Annotated in this window: 13 protein-coding genes; 10 read left to right on the top strand and 3 right to left on the bottom strand. The window is 67.7% G+C overall.

The window, feature by feature from the left end:
* The first annotated feature begins 12 nt into the window (after positions 1 to 12).
* Complete coding sequence (locus QK442_RS22285) at positions 13 to 738, top strand: SigE family RNA polymerase sigma factor (protein WP_282695787.1); 726 nt, start codon at positions 13 to 15, stop codon at positions 736 to 738.
* Positions 739 to 893: 155 nt separating this feature from the next.
* Here QK442_RS22285 and QK442_RS22280 read toward each other — a convergent pair whose 3' ends face one another.
* On the bottom strand, positions 894 to 1,589 hold the full coding sequence (locus tag QK442_RS22280) for an ATP-binding protein (protein ID WP_282695786.1): 696 nt from the start codon (positions 1,587 to 1,589) through the stop codon (positions 894 to 896).
* A gap of 52 nt (positions 1,590 to 1,641) precedes the next feature.
* On the opposite strand from QK442_RS22280, the gene QK442_RS22275 reads away from it, so the two are divergent.
* Positions 1,642 to 2,040: a hypothetical protein gene (locus tag QK442_RS22275; protein ID WP_282695785.1), complete on the top strand. Its 399-nt coding sequence runs from the start codon at positions 1,642 to 1,644 to the stop codon at positions 2,038 to 2,040.
* A gap of 96 nt (positions 2,041 to 2,136) precedes the next feature.
* Here QK442_RS22275 and QK442_RS22270 read toward each other — a convergent pair whose 3' ends face one another.
* Positions 2,137 to 2,388, bottom strand: coding sequence for a type II toxin-antitoxin system RelE/ParE family toxin (locus tag QK442_RS22270; protein ID WP_282695784.1), 252 nt, complete (start codon positions 2,386 to 2,388; stop codon positions 2,137 to 2,139).
* The gene (locus tag QK442_RS22265; protein ID WP_282695783.1) at positions 2,385 to 2,636 is read right to left on the bottom strand and encodes a type II toxin-antitoxin system Phd/YefM family antitoxin; all 252 of its coding nucleotides are present in this window, start codon (positions 2,634 to 2,636) and stop codon (positions 2,385 to 2,387) included. The genes QK442_RS22270 and QK442_RS22265 overlap by 4 nt, the downstream gene beginning before the upstream one ends.
* Before the next feature lie 662 nt (positions 2,637 to 3,298).
* Between QK442_RS22265 and QK442_RS22260 the strand changes: the two genes are divergently transcribed.
* The 8 genes from QK442_RS22260 to QK442_RS22230 all read left to right on the top strand — a co-directional run bounded on the left by QK442_RS22260 (position 3,299) and on the right by QK442_RS22230 (position 17,446).
* On the top strand, positions 3,299 to 4,075 hold the full coding sequence (locus QK442_RS22260) for a VCBS repeat-containing protein (protein WP_282695782.1): 777 nt from the start codon (positions 3,299 to 3,301) through the stop codon (positions 4,073 to 4,075).
* Positions 4,076 to 4,244: 169 nt separating this feature from the next.
* A complete protein-coding gene (locus QK442_RS36380) occupies positions 4,245 to 5,024 on the top strand; it encodes a hypothetical protein (RefSeq protein WP_349239673.1) in 780 nt (259 codons plus the stop codon).
* A gap of 335 nt (positions 5,025 to 5,359) precedes the next feature.
* A complete protein-coding gene (locus tag QK442_RS22255) occupies positions 5,360 to 7,933 on the top strand; it encodes a LamG domain-containing protein (protein WP_349239672.1) in 2,574 nt (857 codons plus the stop codon).
* Between the two features lie 211 nt (positions 7,934 to 8,144).
* Positions 8,145 to 14,615, top strand: a complete 6,471-nt coding sequence (locus QK442_RS22250; RefSeq protein ID WP_282695781.1) for an RHS repeat-associated core domain-containing protein — start codon at positions 8,145 to 8,147, stop codon at positions 14,613 to 14,615.
* A gap of 11 nt (positions 14,616 to 14,626) precedes the next feature.
* A complete protein-coding gene (locus tag QK442_RS22245) occupies positions 14,627 to 14,989 on the top strand; it encodes a hypothetical protein (RefSeq protein ID WP_282695780.1) in 363 nt (120 codons plus the stop codon).
* 600 nt (positions 14,990 to 15,589) lie between these two features.
* Positions 15,590 to 16,774: a helix-turn-helix transcriptional regulator gene (locus QK442_RS22240; protein ID WP_282695779.1), complete on the top strand. Its 1,185-nt coding sequence runs from the start codon at positions 15,590 to 15,592 to the stop codon at positions 16,772 to 16,774.
* 142 nt (positions 16,775 to 16,916) lie between these two features.
* A complete protein-coding gene (locus tag QK442_RS22235; RefSeq protein WP_282695778.1) occupies positions 16,917 to 17,222 on the top strand; it encodes a hypothetical protein in 306 nt (101 codons plus the stop codon).
* Positions 17,219 to 17,446: a hypothetical protein gene (locus QK442_RS22230; protein WP_282695777.1), complete on the top strand. Its 228-nt coding sequence runs from the start codon at positions 17,219 to 17,221 to the stop codon at positions 17,444 to 17,446. Before QK442_RS22235 ends, QK442_RS22230 begins: the two co-directional genes overlap by 4 nt.
* Positions 17,447 to 17,591 lie beyond the last annotated feature (145 nt).

Raw genomic sequence — 17,591 nt, 5'->3', positions numbered from 1 at the left:
AGGAGGCGCGAGATGAACGCACTGCACGGCACCACCTCCGGCGCAGTCGTCACACGTCTCCACGACGTCGTGCGGAGCACCGAGAAGTCCGGCGGTGTATCGAACGGACGGGGGTGCGTTCGGACGACCGTCGGACGTCAGCGCAAGGCGCCGTACATGGTCGCCGTTGCTGACGGGGGAGCGGCGTACGGGGAGGCCACGGGGGGACGCTCCTGCTCGGAGGCCGAGTTCACGGCCTACGTCCAGGAGCGCCGGGCCTCCCTGTACGCCACCGCCTACCACCTGACCGGTGACCGTTTCGAGGCCGAGGACCTGCTCCAGAGCGCGCTGTTCTCCACGTACCGCGCCTGGGACCGGATCAGCGACAAGGCCGCCGTCGGCGGCTACCTGCGCCGCACGATGACCAATCTGCACATCAGCGCCTGGCGCCGGCGCAAGCTCAACGAGTACCCGACCGAGGAGCTGCCGGAGACGGTCGGCGAGACGGACGCGATGCGCGGCACCGAGCTGCGCGCGGTGCTGTGGCAGGCCCTGGCCCGCCTGCCCGAGCTCCAGCGGACCATGCTGGTGCTGCGTTACTACGAGGGCCGTACCGATCCGGAGATCGCGGAGATCCTGGACATCAGTGTCGGCACGGTGAAGTCGAGCATCTGGCGCTCGCTGCGGCGACTGCGCGACGACGAGGTGCTGAGCTTCGGCCGTGACCAGGAGGAGTCCTTCGGCGAACTCGTCGCCTGAGGGCAGGGGGAAAACGGGGGAACAATGGGGGAGGCCCCGGAGGGGGACCCGGGGCCGACGGGGGGAAACACGGGGGAACAACGGGGAAAAGCGAAGCGGGTCGTACGAGTCCGGGGGGTCTCGTACGCCCCGCTTCGCGCTTTCTGTCGCGGGGTTCAGTGACCGACCGGGGCCCGGTGGCGCCCGGCCGCCGCGGCGGCGAGCCGGCCGAGGGCCTCCGGCTTGGCGCAGGCGTGGGCGCCCAGGGCGGTCTGGCGGGCGACGATGGCCCGCTCGGCGCGCATCAGGCGCCAGCCGCGGCGCAGCAGGAACGGCACCGACTTGCGGCCCTCCTTCAGGTCGCGCAGCAGCCGGCGGCGGAAGGTCGTGGAGGGGCGGCCGCGCAGGCAGAGCGCGTCGGCGAGCACGCCGAGCTCCCGGCAGCGGGCCACGATCTCGGCGGCGAAGATGCCCTCGGCGACGAAGAGCGGCGTCCGCCCGACGTCGAAGCGGTCGCGGCCGGTGCGCGAGCTGGTGGAGATGTCGTAGACCGGGACGTCGGTCCGGCCCGTACGGCACAGCTCGACGATCGCGGCGACGGCGGCGTCCGCGTCCCAGGAACGCGGGGAGTCCCAGTCGATGTCGCTGCTGCCGTCGACGAGCGGGAGCGAGGGGTCGTCGCCCTCCTTGTAGAAGTCGTCGAGGCGCAGGACCGGGAGGCCGGTTGCGGCGGCGAGGGACGACTTGCCGGAGCCTGAGGGGCCCGCGAGCAGGACGACCCGGGTCGGGATCGGTTGGGAACTCACGGAACACCAGTGTGAGGCATTCCCCCGTCCAGGGGACCACCGAGGAGGGCCGTTGGTATCGAGCATCACACCTCCACTACTGTCGGTGGCCGCCCGCTCACCCCCCGGAAGGACCTCCATGGCGCGTCACGCAGAGCCGAAGCCCCCTCGCCGCGGCCTCCTCCTCAAGGCCGGCCTCGGCGTCACCGCCGCCGGCGCCGCCGTGTTCGGCGCGGGCGCGACCGCCCAGGCCGTCGCCCCCGTACCGCTCCCGGTGGACTCCCTGACCCGCACCGACGCCGCCGCGGCCGGCGCGGGCGCCCTGACCGGCGTCACCCACGGCGTGGGCCCCCTGACCCACCTCCAGCTCGACCCCCTCGCCAACACCGGCGTCGACCCCCTCGCCAACGGCATCGGCACCCAGGTCGCCGACTTCAAGCCGGTCGGCACGAACCTGGTCACCGACCACGTGACGAAGGGCGGGGCCGTGGCCGACCTGCCGGTCGCGGGTCCGCTGACGCAGAAGCTGCTTCCGTAGCGGGCACGGGCCGCCGGGCGGCCGATGGCATGAGAGAGGGCCGTGGTTCCCCTCCGGTCCGGAGGGGAACCACGGCCCTCGTGCGCGAGGTGATTGTCAGGCGGTCCGGCCGAGGTGGGTGACCAGGATGCGGATCACGTCCTCCTCGACGATGTACAGCACCCTGTAGTCGCCGACGTGCAGGCGGCGGACGTCCTGTGTTCCGTAGGGAATGGAGTTACGGGGACGGGGCTGGGTTGCCAGGGCGTCCACGGCCTCGTAGACGGTAGACAGTCCGGTCGGATCCTCCTTGAGGAACCTCGCGGCCGCGTTCGTGGCGCGTGGCTCCCAGATGATCGTGTAGGTCACTTGCGCAGTCCCAGCATCCTGCCGACCTCCTCGTGCGGGATGCCCGACCCCAGCTCGCCCCGCTCCTTCCTCAGCTGGTAGTCGGCCACCGCAAGGGCGTCTTCCAGATCCTCTATCACCTGGGGCGAGACGAGGAGGGCGGCCACGTGACCGTGGTCGGTGAGGGCGATGGTCTCGCGGCCGTGGGCGGCGCGGCGGACCAGGTCGCCGAGCTGGGAGCGGGCTGCGCTGATGGCGATCTCAACCATGCCTGCATAGTGACACATGGTTTATCTTGTGAGCAATTCATGGATCTTGTGCGTCTCTCTGGGCTGGGCTTGCGCTTGGTAGGGCCGGAGGGATGCTCGTTCAATTCCGGGCAGGGGTAGAGGGGGCTCCGGAATCGTGGAAACCGACTGCGGCCGCAGCAATACGCGAGGGCCTCATCCGGCATCTTCCGGAGTGGGCAGGAGGAACGGATCGCCTCGACCGGCCGACCTCGCGCGTGAGGGGGTGAGGTCGGCTTGCTCGTCGGCTCTCGGCCTCGGCGGAACTTGCATCATTCGTCAACTCCTGCTCACTGCAAGGGAATTACCGAGCTTGCGGCGCAAGTTCCCGAGATCTCGGAAGTGAGTAGCTTCTCCTCGGCGGGCCTGGACCTGACTGATTGATCATCTATTCCTTGACGGGCCTGCTGGTTGGTGGTGGGGTCGCACGTTTGTAGCCCTCCTTGTGTTGGCTTGATTTCCTCTTCTGTAGTGCGGGAACGGAGTGCGGTATGGCTCGAAGACATAGATGTGGCCGGATGGGCTTGAGGGGCCTGCTGGCGTCTCTCGTCGCCGGTGGTGCGGCGGTGGCCGTGTACGCGGGGGCGCCTGCCACCGTGGCGTCTGGAGCAGTGTCCGTGTCCGGTGTCGGGAGTCCTGACACCGTGGCGGTCGCGGCGAGTGCGGCGAGCGTGAACATGGCCGAGGTGGTGGTGGCCGATGTCGACGGTGACAGGGCCGATGACGTGGTGGCTGTCGAGCGGTCCACCGGCAAGCTGTGGATGTATGGGGGTGCTGGCCGGGTCGAGATCGGCACGGGTGGCTGGAATGGCATGCACGATCTGGCGGGTGGTGACTTCAACGGGGACAGCAAGGTGGACCTCGTGGGGGTGGAGCAGGCCACCGGGAAGCTCTGGCTGTATCCGAGTGTGGGCAAGGGGCTGACGACCCGGGTCGAGATGGGAACCAGCGGCTGGAACGGCATGCGCGACCTGGTGAGCGGTGAGTTCACCGGGGACGGCAAGGCGGACGTCGCCGGAGTCGAGACCTCCACCGGAAAACTCTGGCTCTACCCGGGCAACGGCGCCGGATCGATCGCGAGCGGCAGTGGTCGCGTGGAGATCGGCAGCGGCGGCTGGAACGGCATGCATGATCTGGTCGCCATGGATCTCGGTGCCGACGGCAAGAGCGACATCGTCGCGGCGGAGACCTCGACCGGAAAGCTCTGGTGGTACCAGGGTACCGGCAACGGCCTCAGTGCCCGTGCCGAGATCGGCAGCGGGGGCTGGAACAGCATGCGTGACCTGGCCGGCGGGGCCTTCGTCGGAAGCGGGGCCGATGACCTGGTGGGCGTCGAGGCTTCCAGCGGCCGGTTGTTCCTCTACCCCGGCAAGGCGACGGGGCTGGACGCGCGGAAGCAGATCGGTACCGCCGACTGGTGACCGGCGCGGTGACGCCGCCTCGCGCGTGGGTCTTCTCCGTGGGGCGTGGCCGGGTGGTATGCCCTTCACACATGTGGCATGACGTGAACGACATTGTTTTGGGGTGGGGACGAGTATGAGATGGAAACGAGCCATGGGCGGCGTGCGCGGCAGAGGGAGACCCTCTGTGGTGGCAGGCATCGCCGCCGTCATGGTTCTGTCGGCTGTGCCGGTCCTGGACACCGCCGCGTCGGCGGCGTCGGCGGCTGTGCCCGCGGCCGCGACGGACACGGCGGAGTTGACGGAGGCTCGGCAGGCGCTGGCGGATGCCAAGGAGACGGGTGCCCGGGTCGAGGTGACCGGCGAGCGGTCTGAGCGTACGACGGTCTACGCGAACCCGGACGGTTACAGCTTCACGCTGGAGGAGTCCGCCGTGCCCGTCCGTGCCGCCGCGCCGGGTGGCGGGTGGCAGGCTCCCGACGCGACGTTGGAGCGGAGGGCCGACGGAACGGTCGCGCCCAAGGCGTCTGCTGTGGAGATGGAGTTCTCTGGTGGTGGGTCGGGCGATCCGCTGGTGCGGATCGAGAAGGGCGGCCGTTCTCTTGCTCTTGGCTGGCCGGAGAAGCTTCCGGTGCCGGAGCTGGACGGCTCGAGCGCGGTCTACCGGGAGGTCATGGAGGGCGTCGACCTGCGGGTGATCGCCTCGACTGAGGGTTTCCGTCACCTTCTTGTCGTGAAGACTCCTGAGGCCGCGGCCAATCCGGAGCTCCAGCAGGTCGACTACGTGCTGAAGGCTGAGGGCCTGAAGGTCGTCAAGGGGGCGGCCGGTGACCTTGCCGCGGTGGACGCAGACGGCAAGCGTGTCTTCAGTGCGCCGCCGGCCCAGATGTGGGACTCGGCGGGTGCTCCCGAGGCCGTAGAGACCGCTGAGGTTCCGGCGAGCCCTGCTGCGGCCGCCTTCGGAGCCTAATCGGTGACGGCGTCGTCGTCGGAGCCCGCCTCCGGTGGTGACGGTGGGGAGCTGGCGAGTGGGGAGCCGTCGAGTGGTGACACGGTGGTGACGATGGACGTGAAGGTCACTTCCGACTCGCTGTCCGTCGTGCCGGACGCGGACATGCTCCGCGGCACGGAGGCGGAGCACTTCCCTCTGTACATCGATCCCACGGTGACCTGGGGAGCATCGACGCGGACGCTGCTGCGTTCCGATGGCTACAAGTCCTATGCCTGGGACAACGGCGACAAGGACCGGGGCAGGGCGTCGGCAAGTGCGGCAGCTGGAACGGCTACTACTGCGGTCCCGGTTATGTGCAGCGGCTGTACTTCGAGTTCTCGCCGGCCGCCCTCAAGGGCAAGCACGTGCTGGATGCGACGTTCCGGGTCACCGAGCCGTGGGCGTTCCAGTGCGAGCCCCGCTGGGTGGATCTGGTCCGGACGGACAACATCTCCTCCGCCACCACGTGGTCCTCGCGGCCCAAGGAACTCGACTGGATGGTCGACAGGAACATCTCGGCCGGCCGGGGCTCCCTGTGCGACCCCGACTCGCCCACCGCTCCCATCGAGTTCCACGACAACCCGGCCGAGCCCAACGAGAATCTCACGCCGACTGTCCGGGCTTTCGCGGCGGGCAGCTTCTCCCGGCTCACCCTGCAGCTGAGGGCGCACGATGAGACGGACACCTCGGCCTGGAAGCGGTTCCGCAACGACGCCGTTCTCGCGGTGGACTTCGTCGGGCTCCCCGACAAACCGACCAGTGTGGGAGTGAAGGCGGGTTCGGGCACGGTATGCAACACGTCGGAGGCAGACCCGGCGGTGCTGGACGATCCGAATCCGACCCTCAACGCGGTCGCGCAGACGAAGGCCGGCGGTGAAAGCGAGGCCCAGCTGCGGATCTACTTCGACCTGGACCACAAGAACGCCGACGGAACGTGGAGCGACACCCCTGCCGGAAACGGGTCCATAGCGCCTTCGACCTTCTATATCGGGGACGGGCAGCTCGCCGCGCTTCGGTGGTCCGCGCTCACCGACGGGAAGCTGTACCGCTACCAGGCGTGGACGTACTCCTACTACAACGGTGGGGCGGGCGCCCTGGGCAGTAGCACGTCGGGCTTCTGCTACTTCAAGGTCGATTCCACGGCCCCCAAGGCACCGCAGATCCTGATCCGCGGCCCGTACGCCGAGTGCCCGACCAACGACTGTGAGGGGGCCGGCGGGCCGGGGGTCAGGGCCAACTTCCTGTTCGCGCCCGCCGCCGCTGACGACAACGTCACGAACTTCCAGTACCGGCTCAGCCAGTCGGCTTCCTGGAGCAGCACGTGTCAGCCGGGCGTGCCCTGTCTCTTCACGGGCAGCTACTACCCCCAGAAATCGGGCACATACACGATCTATGCCCGTGCCGTGGACAGCCTCGGTCGGCCGGGCAAGGAGAGCACGCTCGCTTTCAAGGTGGCCAGAGGCGAGGATCCGGTAGGCCGCTGGCACTTCGACGAGGACAGCAAGATCAGCGGCCCGGTGGCGCTCGACAGCGCGCTCGGCGGCGGCGGGGTACGTCAGGACGCGACGCTGGGCGGTGGCGCGGTGCGTGACGGCCGCGGACGGCTCGGGGTGGTCACGCGTAACGCCCAGGGCGAGCCGCTGGCGAAAGAGAAGACCGATCTGGGGTTGTTGCTGAACGGCACGGGAGCGTACGCGGCGACCAGCGCGCCTGTTCTGAACACGGGGCTGGCGTACACGGTCTCGGCGTGGGTGCGCCTCGACAGCAAGGCCCAGGACGGTGCCGTCCTCGCGCAGGACGGCACGAAGTACAGCCCGTTCCTGCTCTGGTACGAGGACGGCTGGGACCGCTGGGCGTTCGGCGTCAAGGAGAACGCCGACAACAGCACGCCGCACGTCAGCGTGTCCAGTAAGGACGCGCCTCTTGTGGGGATGTGGACGCATCTCGCGGGCAGCTACGACCCCGGCACGAAGGAAGTCCGCTTCTACGTCAACGGAAAGCTGCAGGGAACGAAGGTGGTGGCCGGTTCCTGGTCGGCAACCGGTCCGTTCAACATGGGTCGCCACCTCTGGGCGGGTGCCCGTACCGCACCGTTCAAGGGCACGATCGACGAGGTGTCCGCCTGGCAGCGCGCGCTGACCGACACCAACGTCGCGGATGACGCACGGGCTCTGATCTCGCAGGGGTACGCGGGAGCCGAGCTGGTGGCGCACTGGTCCGCCGAGAGTGCTTCCGGGACCACGATCCCCGACTCCACCTCGGGCTACGGCAGGCCGCTGACCCTGTCCGGCGGTGCGGCGGTGAAGGACGGAAAGATCGTCTTCGACGGTGTGGACGACGCCGCCACGGCTCCTGGCCCCCTGATGGACGACACGGGTTCCTTCACCGTCACCACGCGGGTGGACCTGGACGAAGCAAAGCTCGTGACCAAGAACGCCAGCCCGGAGAACCCCTATGTGGGTCAGGTGCTGGGCCAGCGCTCGGCGGACGGTTCGGCGTGGGGCTTCTGGTACGAGATGGTTGGCAAGGATGTTGATCCCATTGAGGGTGGCATCACGTTGGCTGGTAAGTGGCACTTCGGACGGCTGAACGCCGACGGCACCACGCTCTCTTCGGTCGTGTCCGATGAGGTGGCCGATCTGGGAAGCGTCCGTCTGACCGGTATCCACGACGCGCAGTCGGGCACGATCAGTCTCTATGTCGGCTACAAGGAGAACGGCGACGCCAAGGCGTTCACGGCCAAGCTCGGTTCGGGTGACTTCGCCCTCGGCAAGGGCTTCTCCTCGGGCGCCTGGAAGCACTACCTGCCCGCCAGGATCGCGGAAGTGCGGGTGTGGGCCGGGGCGATGGCCGGCTCCGACCAGATCACTACCACCGTGGGGGACTGAACGGTTCAAGTGTGCGGGCAGCGGCGGAGGTACCGCTGCTGCCCGCACTGCGGCCGTATACGGCCGCAGCGATGACTTTGTGACGTATCCACTTCTGGACGAGTAGAGAGCTGAGCAGATGGTTTTTGGCATAGGCACTACAAGTAAATGGGCTGGTGGTGAGAGACGGGGCCGCAGACGGCTCCTCGTACACTCACTGGCTCTGGCTCTCATGGTCCCGGTGGGTTTGGCGCCGGTGGCACAGGCCACGGACGGCAAGGGGGGCCTGGGGCGCACGAAGCTGCCCGAGCAGCGGGTGAGCAAGGTCAAGGCGGTCGACTCGCCGGGGGCGCAGAAGGCCCGGGCGAAGGTCGCGCAGGACCTGGCGGCCAACGCGGAGCAGGCCCGGCGGGCCCTGACGGAGCAGAGGAGTGCCTGGCCCGGTCGGGGCGAGGCAACCGTCACGCTCACCAAGGGCAAGGCGGGCAAGGCCACGCCAGGTGGCGTCCCGGTGACCGTCGAGTCGAAGGCCGACAAGTGGGCCGGAACGACGGCCGCTACGGCCCGGATCACGGTCCTGGACCAGAAGACGGCCGACAAGGCCGGCATCACCGGTGTCCTGCTGACCGCGGAAGCCGACACCGCCGGCCCGGCCGGCATCACCGTCGACTACTCCGGCTTCGCCTCGAAGGTAGGCGGCGGCTGGGCGCAGCGCCTGCAGCTGGTGCAGCTGCCGGCCTGTGTGCTGACGACTCCCGAGAAGGCGGACTGCCGCGAGCAGACCCCGCTGAAGTCGGCCAACGACGTGCGTGAGCAGTCCGTCTCGGCCCAGGTCGCGCTGCCCGAGACCGACAGCGGCCTCTCGACGCAGCTGGCTTCCGCGGCCTCCGGCGCGACGGTCCTGGCGGTCACGGCGGCCGGGGGCGGTGGGGGCCAGTCGCCGTCGGGCACGGGCGACTACTCGGCGACCGCGCTGTCGGAGTCCTCCTCGTGGGAGGCGGGCGGCAGCTCGGGTTCGTTCACGTGGTCGTACGGTTTCACGATGCCGCCCGCCGCGGCCGGCCCGGCGCCGTCGCTGTCGCTGTCGTACGACTCGGGGAGCGTCGACGGCCGTACGGCGACGACGAACAACCAGGGAACCTCGGTCGGTGAGGGCTTCGCCCTGTCCGAGTCCTACATCGAGCGCAGCTACGGCTCCTGCGACGACGACGGCCAGACGGACGTCTTCGACCTGTGCTGGAAGTACGACAACGCCCGGCTGGTCCTCAACGGCAGCTCCTCCCGCCTGGTGAAGGACACCGCCACCGGCACGTGGCGCCTGGAAGGCGACGACGCCTCCAAGGTGACCCGCTCCACCGGCGCCGCCAACGGCGACGACGACGGCGAGCACTGGACCGTCACCACCGGAAACGGCACGAAGTACGTCTTCGGCCTGGACAAGCTCGACGGCGCCACCACTGAGCGCACCAACTCCACCTGGACCGTCCCGGTCTTCGGCGACGACTCCGGCGAACCCGGCTACTCGGCGGGCAGCACCTTCGCGAACCGGTCGCTGACGCAGGCGTGGCGCTGGAACCTCGACTACGTCGAGGACGTCCACGGCAACGCCTCCACCTACTGGTACGCCAAGGAAGCGAACTACTACAAGAAGAACAAGGCCACCACGGCGAACGCGTCCTACACCCGTGGTGGCTACCTGAAGGAGATCAAGTACGGTCTGCGCAAGGGCGCGCTGTTCACCGACGACGCCGACGCCAAGGTGACGTTCGGCTACGCCGAGCGGTGCACCGCGACGGACTGCACGTCGCTGACGAAGGAGACCGCCGACAACTGGCCCGACGTCCCCTTCGACGCGATCTGCGCCAGCGGGGACAGCGAGTGCCTGGCATCCTCACCGTCGTTCTTCTCCCGCAAGCGCCTCACCGGGGTGAACACCTACTCCTGGAACGCCACGACCAGCGCCTACGACGCGGTCGACTCCTGGGCGCTGACCCAGAAGTACCTGGACGGCGGCGACATCGGCGACACCAGCGACCAGGTCCTGACCCTGCAGTCGCTCAAGCGGACCGGCAAGGCGGGCACCACCGCCATCACCCTGAACCCGATCTCGTTCACGTACCAGATGCGGCCCAACCGGGTCGACGCGACCGACGACATCCTGCCGCTGACCCGTCCGCGCATCTCGACCATCACCTCCGAGACCGGCGCGATCACCACCGTCACCCTGTCCTCGCCCGAGTGCGTGCGCAGCCAGGTGCTGGGCGCGGCCGAGGACACCAACACCCGTAGCTGCTACCCGCAGTACTGGAATATCAACGGCTCGTCGAACGCGTCGGTGGACTGGTTCCACAAGTACCGCGTCCTGGCCGTCGGCATCTCCGACCCGGCCGGTCACAACGAGGCCGTCGAGCACGCCTATGACTACTCCGGTGCGGCCTGGCACTACAGTGACGAGCCGTTCACCCCGAAGGACGAGCGTACCTGGTCCGACTGGCGCGGCTACCGCCAGGTGACCGTGTACACCGGCGCGCTGCAGACGACCCGTTCCAAGACCGTCTCGCTGTACATGCAGGGCATGCACGGCGACAAGAAGAAGGACGGCACCACCAAGTCGGTGACGGTCACACCGCTGGCCCAGCCCGCCGTCGGCCTCGCCACGCTCACCGACAGCGACCAGTACGCCGGCCAGCTGCGCGAGCAGGTCGTCTACAACGGTACCCAGCCGATCTCGGTCACCGCGAACCAGCCGTGGTCCAAGGAGACCGCGCGCCAGACCGGCGTGCCGGACTCGGCCGACCACGTCGCCCGGTACGTCCGCACCAAGCAGACCACCACCTACACGTACCTGACCGCGTCGGACACCTGGCGCCGCCGGGCCGTCCAGACCACCTTCGACGACTACGGCATGCCGGTCACCTCGTACGACTCCGGCCTGTACGGCACCCCCGGCGACGAGACCTGCACCCGCACCTGGTACGCCCGCAACGACGCCGCCGGACTGACGGCCCTGGTCTCGCGGACCCGCACGGTGGGCAAGCAGTGCAGCGTCGCCGACACCGATCTCGACCTGCCGACGGACTCCACACGCCGCGGCGACGTGCTCTTCGACGCGGCCATCGCCTACGACGGCGCCGCCACCTGGTCGGCGACGATGAAGCCGACCAAGGGCCTGGCGACCTGGACCGGCCGCGCGCAGGGCTACGGCACGGCAGGGGCGGTGACCTGGCAGAAGACGGCCACTACCGTCTACGACACGCTCGGCCGCCCGCTCAGCGTGACCGACACCGAGGACAGGACCACCAGCACGGCCTACACCCCCGAAACCGCCGGCCCGCTGACCAAGACCATCGTCACCGACCCCAAGGGGTACAAGTCGGCCAGCCTTCTCGACCCGCGGCGCGGACAGCCGGAGCGCGTCTATGACGCGAACCTGAAGAAGACGGAGCGCGCCTACGACGCACTGGGCCGACTCACCGCTGTGTGGCTGCCCAACCGGAACAGGACCGCCGGCTACAGCCCCAACCGCAAGTTCGCCTACCACCTCAGCAACGCCGAGCAGTCCTGGGTGTCGACCGCGACCCTGAAGAAGGACGGCACCACCTACAACACCACCTACGCGATCTTCGACGCCCTGCTGCGCCCGCTGCAGACCCAGTCACCGACCCCCCAGGGCGGCAGGCTGCTGACCGACACCCGCTACAACTCCCGCGGCCTGGCCTACCAGACCCACGCCGACATCTTCGACAACACCAAGGCCCCCAACGGCACCTACAACCGCGCCCTGTACGGGGAGGCCCCCACCCAGACCGAAACCGTCTTCGACGGCGCAGGCCGGGCGACCACCAGCACGCTGTACGTGTACGGCGCCAAGAAGTGGTCCACGTCCACCAGCTACACCGGCGACTCCACCGCCACCACCGCCCTTCAGGGAGGCTCGGCGGCCCGGACCATCACCGACATCCGCGGTCAGACGATCGAGACCCGCGAGTACGCGGGGCCCGACCCCGCCGACACCGGCTACGGTGCCACTCTCGGCGTCTCGTACACGTCCACCAAGTTCACCCACGCGCTGGACGGCAGGCAGACGTCGATCACCGGCCCCGACGGCGCCCAGTGGACCTACGGCTACGACCTGTTCGGCCGCCAGACCAGCGCGGACGACCCGGACAAGGGCAAGTCGACCACCGTCTACAACGCCCTCGACCAGGCCATCAAGACCACCGACTCGCGCGGCCAGTCCGTCCTGACCGACTACGACGAACTCGGCCGGCCGGTGGGCACCTGGTCCGGCACCAAGACCGATGCCAACCAGCTCACCGCCTACACCTACGACACCCTCCTCAAGGGGCTGCCCGCCTCCTCCACCCGCTACGTCGGCGGCAAGACGGGGCAGGCGTACACCAAGAGCGTCACGGCCTACGACAGCCTCTCCCGTGCTCTCAGAAGTACGCTGCAGCTCCCCGCCAGCGACCCGTTCGTACAAGCGGGAGCGCAGTCCACGCTGGAGTACTCCAGCGACTACAACATCGACGGCACCCTGCAGCTCACCAAAGAGCCGGCCATGGGCGGCCTGCCGTCCGAGGTCGTCAGCTACGGCTACGACACCCTGGGCAACCTCACCTCGATCGGCGGCACCACCGGCTACCTGCTGGGCGTCGACTACTCCGCCCTCGGCCAGCCCCAGCAGCTGATCATGGGCACCGCCGACACCGAGGAACACAAGAAGACCTACGTCACGAACACCTTCGAGGAGGGCACCGGCCGCCTGACCCGCAGCCACGTCACGGATCAGACCCACCCGTACATGCTGCAGGACCTCAACTACACCTTCGACCAGGCTGGCAACGTCACCGCGATCGCCGACCCCACCACCCTCGGCGGCACCTCGTCGGCCGAGACCCAGTGCTTCGCCTACGACGGCCACCGCCGCCTCACCGACGCCTGGACCCCCGCGTCCCGCAACTGCTCCGACCCGCGCAGCGCCACGAGCCTGTCCGGCCCGGCCCCGTACTGGACCAGCTACACCTACACCCAGGCCGGCCAGCGCGACACCGAGACCGTCCACAAGAGCAGCGGTGACACCAAGACCACCTACTGCTACAAGGGCAGCCAGCCCCACATCCTCACCGGCACCAGCACCACGGCCAACTGCACCACCCCGACGCGCAGCTACACCTACGACACCGCTGGCAACACCACCAAGCGCCCGGGCAAGACCGGTACCCAGGACCTCACCTGGTCCGCAGAGGGCAAGCTCACCAGACTCACCGAATCCGGCAAGAACACCGACTACCTGTACGACGCCGACGGCATCCTCCTGATCCGCACCACCCAGGGCGGTGAACGGATCCTGTACACCGGAGCCACCGAGCTCCACCTCAGGGCCAACGGCACCACGTGGGCCCAGCGCCACTACGCCTCCGGCAGCCTCACCGTCGCCGTCCGCTCCAACCAGACCGGCACCAACAAGCTCACCTACCTCGCCGGCGACCACCACGGCACCCAGAGCCTGGCCATCTCCGCCGACGCCACCCAGGCGTTCAGCAAGCGCTACACCAGCCCCTTCGGCGCCGAACGCGGCACCCTCACAGGCACCGCCTGGCCCGACGACAAGGGCTTCCTGGGCAAGACCGACGACAAGACCACCGGCCTCACCCACATCGGCGCCCGCGAATACGACCCCACCCTGGGCCAGTTCCTCAGCGTCGACCCGCTGCTCTCCACCGACCAGCACCAGTCACTCAACGGCTACAGCTACGCCAACCAGCACCCGGCAACCTCCTCTGACCCCACGGGCCTGCGGGAAACGTGCGGGGCATACGGAAACTCCTGCTCGCCACGGCCTAATAGCGCAGTGAGCGGCGGCAACCCGGGAAGCCCGGGGAATAGCGGCAGTAAGGCGCCTTACGGTGGGATGCTAGGAGATTATGACGATGCGCCTGTTGGGTCTGACACTGTTCTCACTTCCACGGGAACGGGGCACGCTGGAGGCGGCAGTGGTGAAACTTATGGAAGCGACCAGCCGACGACCGATCTGATAGAGATTCCGCAGCCGGTACTCGACGCAATCTTGGACCCCGACCATGGATACACCTACAAGTTTGGGATGAAGTGGTGCATCTTTGGTGTGGCGACTGAAATCGGTTGCCTGAAGGGTGGAAGTGTATTCAAGGAAGTCCTTATCGGTGCCCTTAAGGATCTCAGTGGCTACACGGACTTCATGAACTGTGTGGATGGTAGCTGGGCGGGCTGCGGCTGGACGGTCGTCAATGGAGTCGGCTACGTCATCGTGGTCGGGAGGGGCGTCATCGCAGTTCGCGGAGCCCGTCAAGTTGCCGCCGTGGGTAAACTTGCGGTAGGTAGGACATTCACTTCAAGCGATGCTCATGTCGGAGAAATGGCGACTCTCATTGATGCCGTTATGCCCGGAAGGGTCGTGGAGGTGAACAGTATGGTTCCGATGTTTAATGGACTGTCGCGAGAGATTGATATCAGCCTGGGGAATCTGTACATCCAAGTGAAGTCGGGTAATGCTCGCGGGTTGGCCAATCAAATAAAGAAGACCAAGGAGACCACAGGTGTGACCGCTGTCGGGTATGCTCCCGACATGCCAAAAGCGGCATTGAATGCGGCGGCCCGGGATGGGATTCTCATTGCGCAGACCCCGGAGGAGCTTCTTGCGATAATACGGGAGATGGGGTGAAAGGGGCATACTTGATCTCGGCTTCCGCCGGCCTCTTCGGCGAGGCTCGCAGCATCTTGATTGAAGCCGGAGCTAAATCCAGCGTAGACGTCGTGCAGCTGGAAGATGAGCAAGGTCACCTCTTTACCTTGTATGAGGTAGATCCGTCAGCCGATTGGGATTGGCGCGAGGGTCCAGACTCCCTTCGTCCGGGAGTGCAGGTACCTGATATGGCCAATGCCACGGCATGCATGGTGGAGTGTCGATGGGAGGAGATGTTTGCAAGAGTCGTCCATCGCATCTCCGCGAATCTCTCCCGGGCAACCTGGGTGCTGGACGGGGATGGCGTCCTCTGGGATGCCTCTGATGTCGATCCGTCCGAGGTCTGCCTGTAGGGATTGAACCTCTTCGGCAACGTCTCCAGGGCGGTTCCAAAGTCTTATCGATCAAGGATCCGTGCTGGTCACGGCATCATGGCGATGGGGTGGCGGGCCGCCACGCACGCAAACGAAGCTCCGGTTGATGCCGGTGACCTACCAAGTCGCCTGTATCATCCGGAGCTTCGATGTGTTGTCAATCCCCTGGAAGCGTAGAGGCCAAGATCAGTCGTCAGTCACCAGGCGTACCTGAACTGACTTGGGAAATCCTCTCGGCGTTCCCGAAATCGAGGGGACGCGTTCCATGGGGTCTTTGACGTGAGCCTACAGCCTGCGATTTCGTATTGATCCGCAAGGCCCGTGCTCGTTACGACAGTGCGCGCACCTCAGGCGCGTCGGTGTGGTCGAGCAGGCTGCGCAGGGACGACGCGAGAGCGTTCGGCGGTGCGGTCGCTGGTCATGTCGGCGGATGCGGTGATCACTTGGCGTTTCGCGTCGGCGGCTTGCTCGGGTGCGGGTTCGTTGGCATCGGCCCCCGCCGCCGGCGAGGGCCGATCACCGTTCCCCTGTGACTGATCAGGGGTACCGTTCTGGTGTCGAAGCAGAACGGAGACCAGTATGCCCCCGCACGCTGAAGAGCACGCAGGCGCGCGCATCGCGCATGCGCGCAAAGTCCGTCGGTTGACGCAACGCGAGTTGGCGGATCTCTCGCACGTCTCGTACAGCACGCTCACCAAGGTGGAACAGGGCATCATGCCCGCGAGCCCTTCGGTCATCGGGGCGGTCGCCCGCGCTCTGTCGGTACCAGTCACCGAGCTGACTGGGCAGCCCTACCTTGAGGAGCTGCGGCAAGACCAGTTCGACGCCTTGATCAACCCGATCCGCGAGGCTCTGAACGTCTACGACCTGGGCCCCGACCCCGACGTGACCCCCCGCCCGGTCGAGGAGCTGGAAGAGCACGCGGAGAGGCTGTGTGCCATGGTCCGCGCGACGAATATCAAGCAGGTTGCCGCCGACCTTCCCGGCCTGCTCCATGAGGCCACGACAACTGTGCACACGAACCCTGTTGACCGCAACTGGCGGTTGCTCGCGAGCACGTATCGGACTGCCTACGATGTGACGACGAAGCTCGGATTCCCGGACCTGTGCTCGGTGGCACTCGACCGTATGGACTGGGCGGCGCAGCGGGCATCCGATCCGCTGCTCGGCGGGATGCGTCAGTACCTGCGGGCGCTCGCTTACCTCCGGGCGAGCGACTACAAGACGGGCAAGCGCCTGATCGGCCTGGGCATGTCCGCCTTGGAGCAGGCGGAGACGGGGCGGGTTCTCGACGTCGTCACCGGACAGCTGCACCTTGGCGCCGCTGTATTGGCGGGACGTGACAAGGACAGGGACACCGCGGAGGCGCACCTCGGCGAGGCGTCCCGCATCGCTGAGCGGACGGGGCCGGCTGAGAAGGTTCATTGGCTGTCGTTCGGGCCGACCAACGTCGGCGTTCACCGTGTGAGCGTGCTGGCGGAACTCGACCTGTATCCCGAAGCGGTCCACGAAGCACAACGGATCACCACTCCGGACGGGTGGCCCGCGTCCCGGCTCGCGCACCATCACGCAGAGGTCGCTCGGGCCCTGATGTGGACGGGCCGCACTGACGCGGCGTTCAGGAGTCTCCTGAAGGCGCGCAAACTCGCCCCGCAGCAGACCCGCTACCACCCGACGGTGCGTGAAACGTATGCCGGGCTGGAAGCAGCGAAGCGACGGATGCCCGACACGTTCAGCAACTACGGTGCATGGCTTGGTGTGTGACTTAGTGTCAATCAGTGGCCGGGGCTATCAGTGATGTCTGATAGTTCCGGCCTTCGTATGTCGGCACTCTGAGTTGGCACGTAAGACCCCGGCGACCGCGCGAACGGCCCCGGGGCGTGGCCGACTGCGAAGGAGTCGACTCGTGAACTGTATCGCCCGTCTGCTCGAACTGCTGTTGCGGTTCTTCCGGCCCTCAGCCGGTCGTCACCGGGTGGCCGTCCTGCCGCCCGTCGTCCTGGAGCCGGATACGCCGACGACGCTGCCCCTGCCGCATGTTCCGGTGCTGTGGTGTGACGACGTGGTGTTGGCGCGCCCGTATCCGGTCGAGCATGAGCGGCGGCAGGAGCGGGCGCGCCAGCGTCGGCGGCGCCTCACACTCGTGCTTGCGGCGGACTTCGGCATCGATCTGGACACGCGGGTCCTGCACGGGGCGGGGGTGTCCCGGTGAGTGAGACGGCCTCCGACGCGGTGTCGGCACGGAAGCCGGTGCGGATGTGCGTGAGGTGCAGCCGCATCACGGACGCCCCGGTTCTGGTCGCCGAGGTGCACCAGAACTCCGGGCCCGGCTTCAACGTGTACGCCTGCCGTGAGTGCGCGCCGCACTTCCCTCCCGTGCCGGACGTGTTCGATCTTCTGCCGCCCGCCCGTGAGCGGGCCGGGGGTGAGCGGTGAGCCCCTGTGCCCGCGTGGGTGGGCCGAGGCTGTCGGCGGAATGCGCGCTCGCCGGCCGGGACGGCTACGAGGATCTGCACGACGCGTGCCGCCGTACCAGAGACGTGCCTCTGCCGCACGGCGGGGGCCTGGTCCTGGTGCCGCG

This window comes from Streptomyces sp. CC208A (genome assembly GCF_030010625.1).
In the GTDB taxonomy this organism is placed as follows: domain Bacteria; phylum Actinomycetota; class Actinomycetes; order Streptomycetales; family Streptomycetaceae; genus Streptomyces.
This window is presented reverse-complemented; position numbering and strand designations above follow the sequence as displayed.

Excerpts from the sequence above, each read along its gene's own strand:
- QK442_RS22285 (WP_282695787.1), top strand. The coding sequence starts at position 13 with ATGAACGCACTGCACGGCACCACCTCCGGCGCAGTCGTCACACGTCTC.
- QK442_RS22280 (WP_282695786.1), bottom strand. The coding sequence starts at position 1,589 with ATGCTCGATACCAACGGCCCTCCTCGGTGGTCCCCTGGACGGGGGAAT.
- QK442_RS22275 (WP_282695785.1), top strand. The coding sequence starts at position 1,642 with ATGGCGCGTCACGCAGAGCCGAAGCCCCCTCGCCGCGGCCTCCTCCTC.
- QK442_RS22265 (WP_282695783.1), bottom strand. The coding sequence starts at position 2,636 with ATGGTTGAGATCGCCATCAGCGCAGCCCGCTCCCAGCTCGGCGACCTG.
- QK442_RS22250 (WP_282695781.1), top strand. The coding sequence starts at position 8,145 with ATGGTCCCGGTGGGTTTGGCGCCGGTGGCACAGGCCACGGACGGCAAG.
- QK442_RS22240 (WP_282695779.1), top strand. The coding sequence starts at position 15,590 with ATGCCCCCGCACGCTGAAGAGCACGCAGGCGCGCGCATCGCGCATGCG.